At 67.7% G+C, this 14,975-nt stretch carries 11 protein-coding genes; 9 read left to right on the plus strand and 2 right to left on the minus strand.

What is annotated here, in order from left to right; genetic code table 11:
- Positions 1-81: 81 nt before the first annotated feature.
- On the minus strand, positions 82-657 hold the full coding sequence (locus tag Poly30_RS11455; RefSeq protein ID WP_145197342.1) for a toxin-antitoxin system YwqK family antitoxin: 576 nt from the start codon (positions 655-657) through the stop codon (positions 82-84).
- Positions 639-1,709 (minus strand): peptidoglycan recognition protein family protein, encoded by a 1,071-nt coding sequence (locus Poly30_RS11460; protein ID WP_145197344.1) that lies wholly within the window; start codon positions 1,707-1,709, stop codon positions 639-641. Before Poly30_RS11460 ends, Poly30_RS11455 begins: the two co-directional genes overlap by 19 nt.
- Before the next feature lie 98 nt (positions 1,710-1,807).
- Here Poly30_RS11460 and Poly30_RS11465 point away from each other — a divergent pair, with 98 nt between their 5' ends.
- From Poly30_RS11465 to dnaG, 9 genes are all read left to right on the plus strand, one after another.
- On the plus strand, positions 1,808-4,819 hold the full coding sequence (locus Poly30_RS11465) for a hypothetical protein (RefSeq protein WP_145197346.1): 3,012 nt from the start codon (positions 1,808-1,810) through the stop codon (positions 4,817-4,819).
- Positions 4,820-6,035: 1,216 nt separating this feature from the next.
- Complete coding sequence (tmk, locus tag Poly30_RS28385; protein ID WP_419191265.1) at positions 6,036-6,701, plus strand: dTMP kinase; 666 nt, start codon at positions 6,036-6,038, stop codon at positions 6,699-6,701.
- Positions 6,694-7,776, plus strand: a complete 1,083-nt coding sequence (locus Poly30_RS11475; RefSeq protein WP_145197350.1) for a hypothetical protein — start codon at positions 6,694-6,696, stop codon at positions 7,774-7,776. The genes tmk and Poly30_RS11475 overlap by 8 nt, the downstream gene beginning before the upstream one ends.
- Positions 7,777-7,819: 43 nt before the next feature.
- Complete coding sequence (locus tag Poly30_RS11480) at positions 7,820-8,272, plus strand: Minf_1886 family protein (RefSeq protein ID WP_145197352.1); 453 nt, start codon at positions 7,820-7,822, stop codon at positions 8,270-8,272.
- Entirely contained in the window at positions 8,272-9,765 is a 1,494-nt protein-coding gene (locus Poly30_RS11485) for an AI-2E family transporter (protein ID WP_145197355.1), read from the plus strand. Before Poly30_RS11480 ends, Poly30_RS11485 begins: the two co-directional genes overlap by 1 nt.
- A 263-nt stretch (positions 9,766-10,028) precedes the next feature.
- Complete coding sequence (locus Poly30_RS11490) at positions 10,029-10,739, plus strand: OmpA/MotB family protein (RefSeq protein WP_419191266.1); 711 nt, start codon at positions 10,029-10,031, stop codon at positions 10,737-10,739.
- A gap of 37 nt (positions 10,740-10,776) precedes the next feature.
- On the plus strand, positions 10,777-11,889 hold the full coding sequence (locus Poly30_RS11495; protein ID WP_145197359.1) for a formylglycine-generating enzyme family protein: 1,113 nt from the start codon (positions 10,777-10,779) through the stop codon (positions 11,887-11,889).
- Positions 11,886-12,863 carry a ribosomal RNA small subunit methyltransferase A gene (locus Poly30_RS11500; protein ID WP_145197360.1) on the plus strand — a complete coding sequence of 326 codons (978 nt, stop codon included), beginning with the start codon at positions 11,886-11,888 and terminating at the stop codon, positions 12,861-12,863. Before Poly30_RS11495 ends, Poly30_RS11500 begins: the two co-directional genes overlap by 4 nt.
- A gap of 48 nt (positions 12,864-12,911) precedes the next feature.
- Complete coding sequence (dnaG, locus tag Poly30_RS11505; protein WP_145197362.1) at positions 12,912-14,915, plus strand: DNA primase; 2,004 nt, start codon at positions 12,912-12,914, stop codon at positions 14,913-14,915.
- The last annotated feature ends 60 nt before the right edge of the window (positions 14,916-14,975 follow it).

Here is a 14,975-nt window from a genome sequence, read left to right on the forward strand (position 1 = left end):
CCACCGCGAGCCCCGCCCGTGCCAACGCGTTCACCTCGAAAGGAACTTGCTGCGCGGGGTTCCGCACCCGGCTGATTCCGGTCAGCGCCCCTGAATCTGCTCGCCGTCCTCGTAGACACCCGAGCGCGCCGGCTCGATCGTCCGACCGTCCTTCTTGAAGTACGTCACGCGGCCGTTCAGCTTGCCGGCGGAGTACTCCGCCTCGCGCAGCTTCGTTCCGTCGTCGCGGTAGGAGACCCATGTGCCCGTTCGCAGACCATCCTCGTAGACACCCTGGTCCTGGAGCTTGCCGTTGCGATGGAAGGTCTGCCAAGGTCCGCTTCGCTGGCCCTTCTCGAAGGCGCCGACGCCCCTACAGCCGTCCTCGTAGCTCTGGGTCCAGTCGCCTTGCTCCAGACCGTTTTCGTAGAAGCCGCGGGCGATCTCCTCGCCGCCATCGTCGAAGAAAACGAACTCTCCGTGCTTCTGCCACTCGCCGTCTACGAATCGCTCCCTGCCCTCGACGGAGACGAGCCCGGCGCGACCCTCCTTGCGGAGCGTGCGGATCTCGCCCTCCTCGTGGGAGGGGCCGCAGCCGGTCATGGATGGGGCGACCAGGGCCAGGAGAAGAGCGATCGGACCGAAGTGCCGCACCACGTTCAGCGCCGCGTGAACCACGGCATGAGGTTCTTGCCCGGACACTTCGTTTCCTTCCACGCACTGTGCGGGCGAACGTTCTTGCGGGGGATCCTCAGCTTGCGCTGGAGCTCCAGCACGAGCTTGTCGAGGCTCGCCAGGGCCTTGCGGGAAGGATGCTCTTCTTCGAAATTCCCGAGGAGGCAGATCCCGACGTTGCCGCGGTTCTTGCTGCTGTCGCCCGCGTGAGCGCCTTGCCACTTCAGGAGTCGCCCTTCGATGACGCGGCCCTCGCGGTCGATCAGGAAGTGGTAGCCGATGTCGGCGTAGTCCTCGGCGTCCACGTGCTGACGCTGGATGCGACGCACCACGTCGAGGCTGTCGGACAGCTGGCCGGTGGCGGGAGCGAAGACGGAGTGGTGGACCGTGATCCAGTTCCATCGACCCGTCGACGGCTTCATGTTGCCAGCGTCCGCTCGCGAGGCGCTCCAGGCCGACCGGGGGACGAGCCCGCCGATCGGGACGGCAGGAGTGAGGTCCGCCGAGGCTTCGCTCGGGCCTTGCACGCCGCGGAGGATGCCGCGGGCCGTCACGATGCCTCGCTTGGCCCGAGCGATCTGTTCTCCGGTCGCGTCCGGGGCTTCCATGGCCGCCTGGAAACCGCCCAGCGCGGAGTCTCGCCGGAACGCGACGAGGTCCTGGGAGGTGGACCCGGCGCCGCGGGCGCCCTCCTGGGCGAATCGAAGCTGGCCTTCCGCCAGCTGCAGCACGCCCTCGACCTGCCAGTAGCCGCCCTCGTCGGACTCTCTGAGCCAGCGTTCGATCGAGTCCAGCTTGCCCCACGAATGGGGCTGAGTGGACCATTCCGGGGCGCGACTGGGCCCCCGGTAGGTCGAGCTGGTCGATGACGGCTGGGATTCGGTCCCGCGAACGGGCGCAGCGCTGGACCGAGGCCTGGTGGCGCACCCTGGAAGGACGATGTGTAAGAGGAATACGCAGCAGGAGATCTGAATCCAGGTTCGCCAGCGGCTCACCCGGGTCTCGATTCCCAACCCGTCCGAGGGGACGTCCCCTGCGCGCGAAGCTCGAAGCATGGCCCTTGGATACCCGAGCCGACCTTCCGGTTCAACGGCCGCCGCGGGTCTCTTGGACAATCCTTGGAGGAACGGCCATTCGGTGCCATGTTGAACCCATGAAACCGCAACCCTTCGCGCTGGTTCTCGCCCTCCTCCTCGTCCCGTCCGATGCGGCGCACGCGGGTACGGTCCGGGGCTCGAACGCTTTCCGTACGACCGGCCAGGCAGATCAGGACGAGAAAGCGCTCGTGGCAGCCGAGCGAGCCGAGGCGGACCTGCTTCGGCGGCGCGGTGACCTCGTCGGGGCGCTGGCGATCACGGACGAGCTTCTGGACGACGACGAGGAGGACGCGCTGACGCTCGCCGTCCGGGCGCGCATCCGATTCGATCGCGGCGAGCTGGAGCGTGCCGAGAAGACGGTGCTCGAGGCGCTGGCGGCCGCCCGGGATGCCGAGTCGCGCGCCGCGGCAGGGCGAGTGCTCGCGGACGTCCTGGTGCGGCTCGGGCGCGCTCCGGAGGTGCTCCCGTTGCTGGAGGCGGTTCAGTTCGAGGACGGCAAGGGAGGGAAGCCGTTCCTCAGTCCCGACACGGATCCGCGCGACGCGTGGATGCTCGTGACGCTGAAGGACGCGGTGGGCGATCGCGCGGCGGCCGAGCAGTTCGCGCGCACGGGCGCGGGAACGAATCCGGCGGAAGACGACTGGCGCGGCCTCCTCGCGAAGGCGCGCTGCCAGAGGCGGGCAGGTCTTCTGGCCGCCGCCTCCCAGGGGCTGGTCCAGGCGGACCAGGCCGCCCGGAAGGCGGAGGGGACCGAGCCGGATGTGCTGGTCGAGCTGGCCTCGCTGTACTTCGAGAGCGAGCGAGAGATCGAGGCACCGGGCAAGCGTTCCGCTGGCAACCTGCTGAGAGAGGCGCTCGAGATTCACGGAACGCACGAGGATGGGCTGCTCGTTCAGTTCGATCTGCACCGCTTCAATCGTCGGCGCGTGAGCAAGTCGCCCGACGAGATCCTCGGCGAGATTTACGCGGCCAACCCCGACTCGATCCGTGGCCTCGTCGCAGGCGCGTCGGCCGACCTCGACGACGGCAAGCTGGTCTCCGTCCGCGCGAAGCTGCAGCGGCTCGATGATCTGGCACCGAAGCGTCGTGACGTCCGCACGCTGCACGCGGCGCTGAGCTGGGTGGAGCACGATCGAGAGACGACGGCGAGTCTCCTCGAGGACCTCCTGAAGAACGCGCCGCTGGACCCGATTCCCGAGCGGACGATTGGAATGCATCTCAGCGAGCTGTACCGATTCGCCGAGTCGCTCGACTTCCTGATGGCCGCCGTCCAGCGCGATCCCCTCGACTACGAGGGTTGGACTGCGCTGGGGGAGTCGCTCGCGAACACGGGCGACGAGGACGGGGCGCGGGAGGCGCTCGCGAAGGCGGAGGAGGCGGCGCGCGGACGACGCGATGCGTTCCGCTCCAATCTGACGCTGGTGCTGGAGCGCATGCAGCGTTCGCACCGCACCGAGTCGAAGGGAGCGCTCAGCTTCAGCTGGCAGCCGGACGCCGCGGAGGTGCTCGGTACCTATCTCGTCCCGTACTACACGCAGGCCCGTGAGGAGCTGGCGAAGCGCTACGGCTTCACGCCTGGCCCGACGACGATCGCGGTGTTCCGCAAGCACGAGGACTTCTCCGTTCGCTCGGTGGGGTTCGCGGGTTTCCCTGCGCTCGGCGTGTGTTTCGGCCCCGTGGTCACCGCCGTTTCGCCCCTGTCTCGCCTGCGCGGCAGCTTCTCCTGGGCCCGCACCGGGTTCCATGAATTCAGCCACGTGATTCACCTGGGTCTCTCGAACAACCGCTGTCCGCGCTGGATCACGGAGGGCCTCGCGACGTGGGAGGAGGTCGAGCGGAACCCGACGTGGACGCGCAACATGCGCCGCGATCTCGTCGACGCCTTCGCCAGCGACGACCTGATTCCTCTGCGAGAGCTCAACCGGGCTTTCCGTGGCCCGCGCATTCTCTTCGGCTACTACCAGGGCGGCCTGCTCTGCGAGATGTTGATCGACGAGCATGGGTTCCCGCCGATGATCAAGCTTCTGCGTGCGTTCGACCTCGGTGCGGACCTCGATCAGGCGTTCAAGTCGGTGTTCGATACGACGCCGGAGCAGGTCGACGCGGACTTCCACGAGTTCGTGAAGAAGAAGGTCGAGAACCTGCACATCGAGCCGCGCTGGTCGCTCTCGCGCGTTCGTCGTCTCCAGCTACGAACCCCGGCGGAGCCTCCCGAGGGCGCTACCGCCCGCGAGTCGTGGGCAGAGGACTGGGCGACGATCGCCTACGGCTCGTGGCAGCAAGGTCGCAGGATCGACGCCGAGAGCGCGCTCCAGACCCTCAAGAATGCGGGCGCCGAGCCCGTTCGAGCGCTCTTCCTGAAGGCGGAGATGGCCGGTTCCCGCTCGGACCTCCTTCGGGCCAAGCGACTCTGGGAGGAGGCGATCGCCAGGGGCGGTCGTGATTACCGCGCGCTCATCGCGCTGGGACAGCTCTATCTCGCGGGGTCGGGCAGCGACGGCCCGGCTGACTTCGAGAAGGCAGAAGCCACGCTCCTCATGGCGGTCGAGGCCTTCCCCGGTTTCGACGACGGCGCTCGGTCCGCGGAGCGAATGCTCGTGGATCTCTATCGCCTCCAGGACAAGGGCGACGAGGCCATGCGCTGGCTGGAGGAATGGACCCGCTGGAACGCGGGCGAGTACGACGCTCGCATCGAAGTGGCGGAGTGGCACGTCGAGAACGGCCGCGACGCCCGCGCCGCAGAACTCTATGCCGAGGCCAACGAGGTGGACATGTTCCGCCGTGACCTGCACATCGACTGGGCCAAGACCCTGGAGCGTCTGGGTCGCTTTTCCGAGGCGGCGCGTGAGTATGGCGTGGCGCTGGCGGTGCCGTCGAAGCTCGATCCGGCTCATGTGGTGTTCACGGGGCCAGCGGATCAGCTACCCCAGGGTGTCGATCCCGAGAATCTGCCCGCGAGCCTCCTCGGCGACCTGCCCCAGGAGTTCCTGGAGCCCGTTCCGCTCTCGGAGGAGGAGCGGGCCGAACTCGTATCTCTGAAGGCGGCCTGCGAGGCAAAGGCGCAATAGCTCGTCCCGGCGTCCGTCAGGACGCCCGGGCCTCGCTCGGCCCCCGCAGGGGGCTGAGCCGCCCGCGCGAGGCTCGCCCTCGCGGCCCGTGCGGCGAGCACGACCGCCCGGCGAGGGCGCCTGCGCGGCGAGCGCGCCCGTCCGGCGAGGACGCCTGCGCGGCGAGCGCCCAGCGATGCAATCGCTATTTCGCCGTCAGGCGAAATGCCAGAGATACTGCGCGCTGTTGCAGCGATCGTGCGGTTCGGCATTCGATGCCTTGGTCGCAGTCCTGCCCGCTGGAGGTCTCCCGATACCGACTGCCTGCCGTTCGCGCGAAGCGCCGAACGCGTGGGCTGAGGCTTCCCGATGTCGGCTTGTGGGCTGCCCGCTGACCGCTGCCCCTGCCGATCTCCCGACACAGCCTTCCCGACATCGACTGCCTGCCGTTCGCGCGAAGCGTCGAACGCGTGGGCTCAGACCTCCCGCTGAAGACTTCGGTCCTGCCCGCTGGGGCGCTCGCCCGCATGGGCGAGCTGGGGAGGTCTCAGGTCTCAGGTCTCAGGTCTCAGGTCTCAGATCTCAGATCTCAGATCTCAGATCTCAGATCTCAGATCTCAGATCTCAGATCTCAGCGGCAAGGCCGAGGTCTGCCCAGCTCGCCCATGCGGGCGAGCGCTCCAGCGGGCAGCACCGAAGTCTTCAGCGGGAGATCTCAGCCCACGCGTTCGGCGCTTCGCGCGAACGGCAGGCAGTCCGTGTCGGGAGGCCTGTGCCGGGAGACCTGCCGGGGCGGTGGCCAGCGGTCGGGTCTGCTGCCAAGGCAAGTGGAGCCGGACCGCGCGATCGTTGCGACAGCGAAATGCCGAGCCGCCCTATCGCTGTGACAGCGCGCAGTATCTCTGGCATTTCGCCTGACGGCGAAATAGCGATTGCATCGCGTGGCGCTCGCCGCGCAGGCGTCCTCGCCGGACGGGCGCGCTCGCCGCGCGGGCGTGCTCGCCGCACGGCGTCCTCGCCGGACGGGCCGCGAGGGCGAGCCTCGCGCGGGCCGCTCGGCGCCCTGCGGGCGCCGAGGTGGGCCCGGGCTTCCTGGCGGACGCGGGGGACTGCGGGGGACTGCGGGGGACTGCGGGGGAAGGCGGGGGACTGCATCGAGCTGGGCTCTGTCAAAACCCGCCGTAACCAGTCCAGGAACCCAGCGGTTAGGATGGGGGGCCGCCAAGCACAAGGACCCATGACCACTTCCCCCGAGCTCCCCAAAACACCCGTTTTCGCCGTCCTCGACGGGATGGACGGCTGCGGGAAGACCACGCAGGCGACTCGGCTCGTGGAAGAGATCGCCAGGCTTCGGGGGGAGGGATCGGATCCCCTTCATCTCCGCGAACCGGGCAGTACGGTGGCCGGGGAACGGATTCGGGCGCTCGTGCTCGATCCCGACGTTCAGCTCGGGAGTGGGTCGCTGGCCCTTCTCTTCGCGGCGGCTCGCCGCGAAACGCTCGAGCAGCTCGTGGCTCCCGCCCTCGCGCAAGGACGGGACGTGGTGATCGAACGCTTTCACGCCTCGACGTTTGCCTACCAGGGAGGCGCGGGACTCACGGACGACGACCTGCTTTCGATGCTCCATGGATGGGCCGGCTCGCCGCGACCGACCATCGAAATCGTGCTGGAGATCGATCCGGAAGACTCCTTCGCCAGGGCGATGGCCCGCGATGGGGGCGGCAGCGACCGGTTCGAGTCCAGGGGCCTCGAATTCCAGCGTCGCGTCGCGGCGGGCATGCACCGGTACGTCGAACGGGCTCCGCTCGCCGTCGGGATCGACGGGCGTGGGTCCGAAGACGAGGTGGCAGGGAGAGTGATCGAAGCCGTGCTGCGATCGGCGGCGGAGGCGACGCTTGCCTGAACTCGTCGAACCCCTCGGTCACCAGGACCTCATCGCCGGGCTCGTTCGCTCGGCCCGGGAAAACCGGATGCCGCACGCGCTCCTCTTCGACGGACTGGAAGGCGTGGGGAAGTTCCGCGCGGCCCTCTGGCTCGCAGGGGCGCTGCTCTGCGAGCGGGGAGGGGACGTGCCCTGCCTCGTTTGCGGCTCCTGCAAGAGAATCCAGTCGGACTCCCACGCCGACCTGTTCGTGATCGACCACCGCGCTCACGCACAGAACGCCATCACCGTCGACTTCATCGCTCCGCGCGAGGGCCGGCCCAAGGACGGCTATCGCGGTCCGCCCGTCGAGCAATTCCTCGCGCTGCGCGCCGCCGAAGGGCGCGGGAAGTACATCGTCGTTCGCGAGGCCGAAGCGATGCTGGAGGAGGCCCAGAACGCCTTCCTCAAGATGCTCGAGGAGCCGCGGCCCGGCGTGCATCTGTTCCTGGAGACATCGAGCGCAGGGTCGCTTCTCGCCACGGTCCGTAGCCGCGTCGTGCCGGTCCAGTTCGGCCGCCTGACCCTGGAACAGTGCGAGGAGGTGCTCTGGCGACAGAAGCCGTTCAGGAAGGTCACCCCCGAGAACCAGGAGGCCGTGACGCGGCTGGTTCGGATCGCGGGCGGGTCCCCGGGACTGGCGCTGCGGCTGCACAAGCGCGCCGCGCCCGCGATGCAGGTCCTGATCGGCGATGCTCTGCTCGGGAAGCGGTCCGCCGGGGATATCTCGCGGGAGCTCTTCGAGCTGAAGGGGGAGTTCCCGGGGAAAACGCCCGCCGCCGAGCGGCGGACGCGGGCCCGGATCGCGCTGGACGTGGGACTGGAGGTTCTCACGGACCTGGAGCGCGCCGTGGCGGGCGTGGACCCCGATCAGCTGCCCCATGGGCTGGTGGCCGGGCCGATCGCGGCATCTGGACGGTTCAGTGACGCGAGTTCGCGTCGTAGGATCGGGGAGGCGTGGCTCCGCGCCCGCGAAGATCTCGGTCTGAATCTCTCCCCCGAGGGCCTGATCGATCGCGCTCTGCTCTCCGTTCCTCGCCACGCTCGTCAAGCCTGAGTCGGCATCCCGACCCAGAAGCCCTGCCCCTACCGGCCAATTCATGGACCCGCTTCGCAAAGTCTGGAAGAAGGACAGCCGCTATCGGCTGGAGGCCTACGTGTTCCTCTTCGACGCGCTGGACAAGACGGTCAAGTCGGCGGGTCGCGACGCGGAGACCGGGGTTTCCCGGCACGTGACCGGACAGGAGCTGCTGGAGGGCATGCGCATCCACGCCGTGCGGACGTTCGGACCGCTCGCTGCCCAGGTCTGGCGGACCTGGGGCGTCAAGAGCACCATGGACTGGGGCCAGATCGTCTTCAATCTCGTCGAGAACGAGCTTCTCCGGCGCCAGGAGACCGACTCGATCGAGGACTTCAAGGACGGCTACGACTTCGAGGAGGCCTTCGTGACGTCCTACGTCCCGAGCCTCCCGACGGAACTGGGCGCCCTTCCCAGGCTGCCGATCCAGGACGACGATTCCGCAGATGAGGCAGGCCACGGAGCCTTTGGCTGATGCTCGAGCGCCTTTCGAAGACCCACAGGAACATCGCGCTGATCGCGATCGGACTCCTTCTGGCGTGGTTCGCCTGGACCGTGAGGTCGGTCCTGAACCCTCTCATCCTCGGCTACCTGCTGGCGTACATCCTGCGCCCACTCGTCCAGAAGCTCCAGGATCGGGGTATGGGGCGGCGGCCCGCCGTCAACATCATCTTCGTCGTGTTCGGGCTTCTGCTGCTGACCGTCGGAGGAGCTGTTTTCATCCAGGCGCGGCAGTTCGTGGAGAATCAGATCGTCAACGTCCAAGGCGACGAGGACCTTTTCACGCGCGCCCAGAAGAACATCGATGGGCTGCTCGGGCGAGCGGGTTCCTGGATGGATGCGACCTTCCGCAGCGGGGCTGCCGACGCGCTCCTTCCGACCGAGGAACCCGCGAGCACGGGAGAGTCAGATGACGGGGCTCCCAGGGAGTCCGACGGCGACGCCACCGCTGCCGAGTCCGACGGAGCGTCCGACTCAGGGCAGGTGTCCGAAGGGGACGCCGAGAATGGCGCCGGTTCCGCTGAGGGACAGTCGGATGATCGAGGGCCCGCGGAGGCGGCCGAAGGAGCCGCAGAAGGTCAGGCCGCAGATGGCCAGGCCGCAGATGGCCAGGCCGCAGATGGCCGGGCCGCAGATGGCCGGGCTGCAGATGGCCGGGCTGCAGACGAGGAGCTGACCCTGGCGAGTCTCCTGAAGGCCTGGACCTCGTCGCTCACGAACGGTGATTCGTCGGGCCTGGGCCGCGCCCAGGTCGTTCTGAAATACGTGCAGCGCTTCTTCGGCGGCCTGATGAGCTTCTTTGGATTCCTCATGTTGCTGCCGGTCTACACCTACTTTCTGCTCTTCGAGCTCGAGCGGATCCACGAATTCGTGCGCATGCACGTGCCCAAGCGAGAGCGCGAGCGCGTGACCCGAATCGGCCGCCAGGTGGGCTCCGTGATCGCCAACTTCTTTCGGGGGCGCTTGCTCATCTGCCTTCTGAAGGGACTCGTCCTGGCCATCGGTCTGACGATCCTCCAGATCCCGTACGGATTCCTGCTGGGCATGGTCAGCGGCTTCCTGTCCCTCGTGCCCTTCGTCGGGCCGATGATCGGCTTCGTCATGACGTTCCTGATCTCTCTCCAGGGAGCCGATACGGAGGGTTCGGGCATCTGGGTCACGCTCGCGATCCTGGGGGGAATCTTCATGCTGGCGGAGGTCCTGGAGGGCTACGTGTTCATCCCGAAGATCCTCGGCGACTCGCTGGGCCTCCACCCGGTCGTCATTCTGCTGTCGGTTTTCGTCGGCGGGGCGGCGCTCGGTTTCTTCGGCATGCTGATCGCCATTCCCCTCGCAGCCGCGCTCATCATCCTGTTCCGGGAACTCGTCATGCCTGCTCTGAACGAGTTCGCCGAGGAGGACAGTCACGTCGATGGGCCCTATGGAGGCCCTCCCGAGGGCGGGGGGTCGGTCCCCGTAGAGGCCTGACGTCGGTTCCCGGCCGGTGCGTCCTCGAGTCCGGCGGAACTTCCTCGACAGGACGCTTCGATCGAGGGCCCCCGATCGGTACGTTTCCTTCCGAGGGGGGCGCGCGGCTCCCGACGTCCGTGGGGGCCAGGCGCGGCCCTGCCCCGGGGATCGTCATGGCCGCCGTCCAGCCACTCGACCCAGGCGGGTTCGAGTCTCTGCTGATCACGAAGAAACCACCGACGATGTCCAACACTCAAGGGTCCCACCCAAGCCGGCGCAAGATGGCCGGAATCTCCACCGTTCTCACTCGCTTCGCAGCCGTGGGGTTGATCGCCACCATGGCGTCTTGCGCCTCGCCCCAGGACGTCGCGTACACCCGCGAGCTCGCCAAGGACTACGAGAACCAGGTCTTCGATCTCGAGCGTCAGCTCGCCGAGAAGAACCTCGAACTCTCCCGAATTCAGGAGCGCTACGCCGAAGAGCGAAAGTCGTCGATCGTGAACTCGAGCTTCGACGGCAGCCTGGAGTCCCGCCTCAACAATCTCGCGTCGATGATCGATCAGCGCGGCGGCGAGGTGAAAGACGTCGAGCGTTTCGACGTCGAAGGAGGCTATCTGCTGATGATCCAGGACAAGATCCTGTTCGACTCGGGTTCAGCCGCGCTCGGAACCTCCGGCAGCCAGGCTCTCGCCGAGATCGCCGCAGAGATCGCTGCGGCACCCCACGGCGAGATCTTCGTCCGCGGGCACACCGATTCGGACCCGGTCCGCAAGCCGGAGACGCTCCGCCAGTTCCCGAACGGCAACCTCCAGCTTTCGGCCGAGCGCGCCGTTTCGGTCGCTGCCTACCTGATCGATAACTCGGCCCTGGGCGGCAAGGATGTCGTCGTCATGGGCTTCGGCTCCTGGCGTCCCGTCAAGCCGAACACGTCGGCGGAGTCCAAGCGCCTGAACCGTCGCGTGGAGATCTTCGTTTCCGACCCCGAGTCCTGATCGCGCAGCGGTCCCCGTGCTCGAACGGCTTCGCCTGATGACGGGAACCCCTCGGATGAGCCTCTGCCCGCACCGCTGGTGGGGGCTCGCTCTTGCTTCGCTGGGCCTCGCCGCCTGCGGTGAGGACGCGCAGGCACCTGGCGACGGATCCAGCGTCGTACCCGCCGCTTCTTCGGCGAGTGCGTCCGCCTCCGCAACGTCCACGAATCGCCTGGTCCTCTCGAGCGACCCCGATCTCCTGATCGAGGAGCTGGAAGGGCTGGCCTTCGTTCCATCGGGCCGGACCTTCATCGGGAGCGCGCTCGACGTGGGCTCGCCGGTCGACCTTCTCGTCGATCGCTACGAGGTCTGGAACGCGCGCTGGCTCCGCTGGACCCCGGGCGAGAATCCGATCCCTGATGCGTATCGCCCCGCGCAGCGGGTCGCCGATCCGCGTCCTCGCCCCGAAGCGTGGAGCGAACTGGTGCCAGCCGTCGGCATGACGCTGAACGAAGCGCGTGAGTTCGCCGAGAGGCGCTCGATGCGCTTATTGACCTTCGAGGAATGGCTGTGGTGCGCGGTGGGGCCCACGTGTCGCCTCGTGCCGGCAGGAAGGCGGCAGCGCGGCTTCGCGAATATCCTCGATACCGAGCTCTACCGAGCGACCCCGGTGGGCGCGTTCGAAAGCGGGCGAACCCCTGTGACGGGGATCTACGACATGCTGGGCAATGTCTGGGAGTGGATCGAGCCGCCTCCGGAGCGCATGCGCCACTGGAACATCCTGAACGACACCGCTTGGCCCGACGACGCTCGCTTCCATGCGCCCACCTGGGTCCTCGGCGGGAGCTTCATGACGCCTGATCGCTTGCTCCATACCCGCGACCACCGGCTCACCGCGCTCGCGACCACCTTCGGCCATCGCTCGAACCAGGTGGGGCTGCGCTGCTGCGTCGACGCCGATCTCTACCTCGTTTCCCTCCCGGAAGGGAGCCGCTGGAACGAGGACCGTCGCCAGCGTCTGGAGGCCGTCGGGGCGCGCTGGGGCTCACGCGCGACCGTGTTGCTGGAGGACCTCCTCGAACGTCAGCCCGCACATCCGTGGTTCGTGCCTCTACTGAATGGGGCCAAATACGGTTCTCGAAACGGAGCGAGGAGTCGCTCGACCCGATGAGTGTTCCGACATCCTCCGAGGCCGACCCGCGCGGCGACCATGGCGCTGGTCCCCGCCCTGAGCGCCCGCCCTGGGCGGAGTTCAAGCGCGCCCTCGACGCGCAGGGATTCCATCCCTCCCGTCGCTTCGGGCAGAATTTTCTCCTCGACGACAACATGGCGCGCGCCATCGCCTCGGACGCGACGGCGCGGGGCCCGAACGACGTGGGGGAGCGCTCCCTCGAGGATCGCTTCGTTCTGGAAATTGGCCCTGGCTGCGGCTTTCTTTCCGTCCACCTCGCGCACGCGGGGGCGAGGCTACTCGCGGTGGAGATCGATCCCAAGCTCGCTCCCATTGCCAGGAGGTTTCTCGCGCCGTACCCGAGAGCCGAGGTCATCGAGCACGACATTCTCGCTTCGAAGAGCGCGCTCAACGACGTGGTACTGGAGCGTCTTCCGGGCGAGGGAGAGGACTGGACGCTGTGCGCGAATCTCCCTTACTCCATCTCCGGCCCGCTCCTCGCGATCTGTAGCTTGCTTCCGAACCCGCCGGAGCGGGTGTCTTGCCTCGTGCAGAAGGAGGTCGCGGAGCGCCTCGCGGCGGTCCCGGGAACCGGCGACTGGGGCCCGCTCACCGCGGCGTTTCAGGAGACCTACCACGTCTCCATGGGACGCTCGGTGCCGCCCCAGCTCTTCTGGCCGCGGCCGAAGGTCGACAGCGCCGTCTTCATCGCCACGCGGCACCCGGTGCTGCCGCCGCTCGAGCTTCGCAAGCGGCGGGTTCTCTTCGCGCGGAAGCTCCTGGAGCGGCGGCGGCAGTCGCTTCGGCGCGTCCTCGGGGACCTTCGTGGGGCGGAAGTTGCGGACGCTGCCTTGGGCGCGCTCGGAATCGATCCTAAACGTCGCGCGGAGACGCTGGGGCTCCCCGAACTGCGGGCGCTGGAAGCCTATCCGGGAGACGCCGCGGATCCCCCGGGTGAGCATCACGGACAGTAGACTCTCCGGGTCATCAGTCCCCTGCGCCGGAGCCGGCGCCCTCTTCCCTTGGCCAACGATCACGAATTCCGGCGCGCGATCGAGGAGATCAAGCTGCGCGCGCCCCTGGAGTCCATCGTCTCGGAAACGGTGGACCTCAAGCAGAAGGGGAATCAGCTCTGGGGCTGTTGCCCGTTCCACGAGGAGCGTACGCCGTCGTTCAAGGTCGACCCACAGACGGACATCTGGTACTGCTTCGGAGCCTGCCGGAAGGGCGGCGACGTGATCAAGTTCGTGCAGGAGCGGGGGAACATGACCTTCATGGACGCGCTCTCGCTGCTCGCGGCCCAGACGGGCGTCGAGCTTCCACGAAAGGCGCCGCGCCGGTCCCGGGACAACGATCCTGGCCTGGCGGCCCTGGCGTTCGCCGTGGACTTCTTCCAGGCGGAGTTGAAGCGTCCCGAGGGCCGTGACGCGCGGGACTATATCGAGTCGCGTGGATTCGGCCAGAGCGCGATCGAGGCCTTCGGGCTGGGCTGGGCTCCCCGTGCCAGCGCCCGATTCATGGAGGCGGCCCGGCGGGAGAAGATCTCGGATCGTGCGCTGATCGACGCCGGACTGGCGCGCCAGAGCGATCGCGGGCCCGGGGACGTCTACGCGTTCTTCCGGGGTCGTTTGATGATCCCCATCCGCGATGAGCGCGGGACGACGATCGCTTTCGGCGGCCGGGTCGTGGAGGACGAGGACGGGCCGAAGTACGTCAACACGAGCGAGACCCGCTACTTTCACAAGGGCAAGGTGATCTATGCGCTCGATCGGGCGCTGGAGTCCGTCCGTAGGGGGGGGCATCTCGTGCTGGTCGAGGGCTACACCGATGTCATCGCGGCCCATGTGGCCGGGATGCCGAACGTGGGGGCCGTGCTCGGAACGGCGACGACCGAGATGCACGCCGGGCTCGTCCGCCGGGCGGGAACCCGGCGCGTGAGCCTCGTCTTCGACGGGGACGAGGCCGGGCGCCGCGCGGCCTGGCGGGGTCTCGCGGGTCTCCTGCCCCTGGATATCCAGCTGGAGGTCGTGCCGCTGCCCGAGGGGCTCGATCCGGCCGATGTCCTCATGGGACCGGACGGGGCGGCCGCCTTCGGGGCGAGGGTCGAGACCGGGATCTCCTGGTTCGACTTCATCGCCGAATGCGTTGGCGCCAAGAGATCCGAGGGCGGTCGAGCGTTGGCCTTGGAGGTCGACCGTGCGCTGGAGCTCTTTCAGCTGCTCCCTAGACCCGTGGAGATCGACGCTGCGATCGTGGATCTCGCGGCCAAGCTGGACCTTCCTGCGGCCACGCTTCGGGACCAGGCCAGGGCGATGAAGGGGACCGGGGCCAGGCGGAACGCGGCTCGCCAGCAGCGCGGGGCGGCCGGGTCGGGCGCCCGTGCCGACGGCCCCCACGGCCCCGCCGGTGCCTCCGAACGTGAATCCTCTGTCACAACCGCTCAAAAACCCCAGGTTGCCCCGATGGAGCCCTCGATTCGAAGGGCCTATGAGTGTTTGATAGCGGCAGCGTTTCTTGACGCGAGCTTGATCCCGAGGCTGAGGCCGTGGATCGCCCGGTTGACGACGGGATCGGCCACAGCCCGATTTTCGGGCGGGAACAGGACTCCTGGGAGCGGTGAGATTCCTGGAGATGCTGGTCCTCCCGAGAAAGCGAGCGGATCCCGGGACCCGGGCACTTCCGTCCGAGCCGTTTTGGGTCACATTTTTCAAACACTGATCGACCTTTATGACCACGAGGACGCGGACATCACACCTGCGCTCCTCATGACTCATCTGGCCGGTCATCCAGCCAGCGATCACGTCGCCAGAATCGCCGATCTCGGCTGGACGGCCGACAACCCGCAGCACCTTTTCCAGGGTGCGGTAGAGTTCCTCAAACAACGTGAACAACAGGCGGAGATCCGCCGTCTTCAGTCAGACATCCAGAAACTCGAAGCCCTTTCCGCCAGCGATTCATCCGCGGCGGCCGCGCTCGAGAACGCGCTCATGCGCCTGATCGAACTGAGACGGGACTCCCCAGCCTGATTCTTCCTTCCCTCTTGATCCCTCCCGGCGCCCCCGCGCCGGTCCCATTCACCGTCACCG

The sequence above is a fragment of the Saltatorellus ferox genome, assembly GCA_007751475.1.
Lineage (GTDB): Bacteria > Planctomycetota > UBA1135 > UBA1135.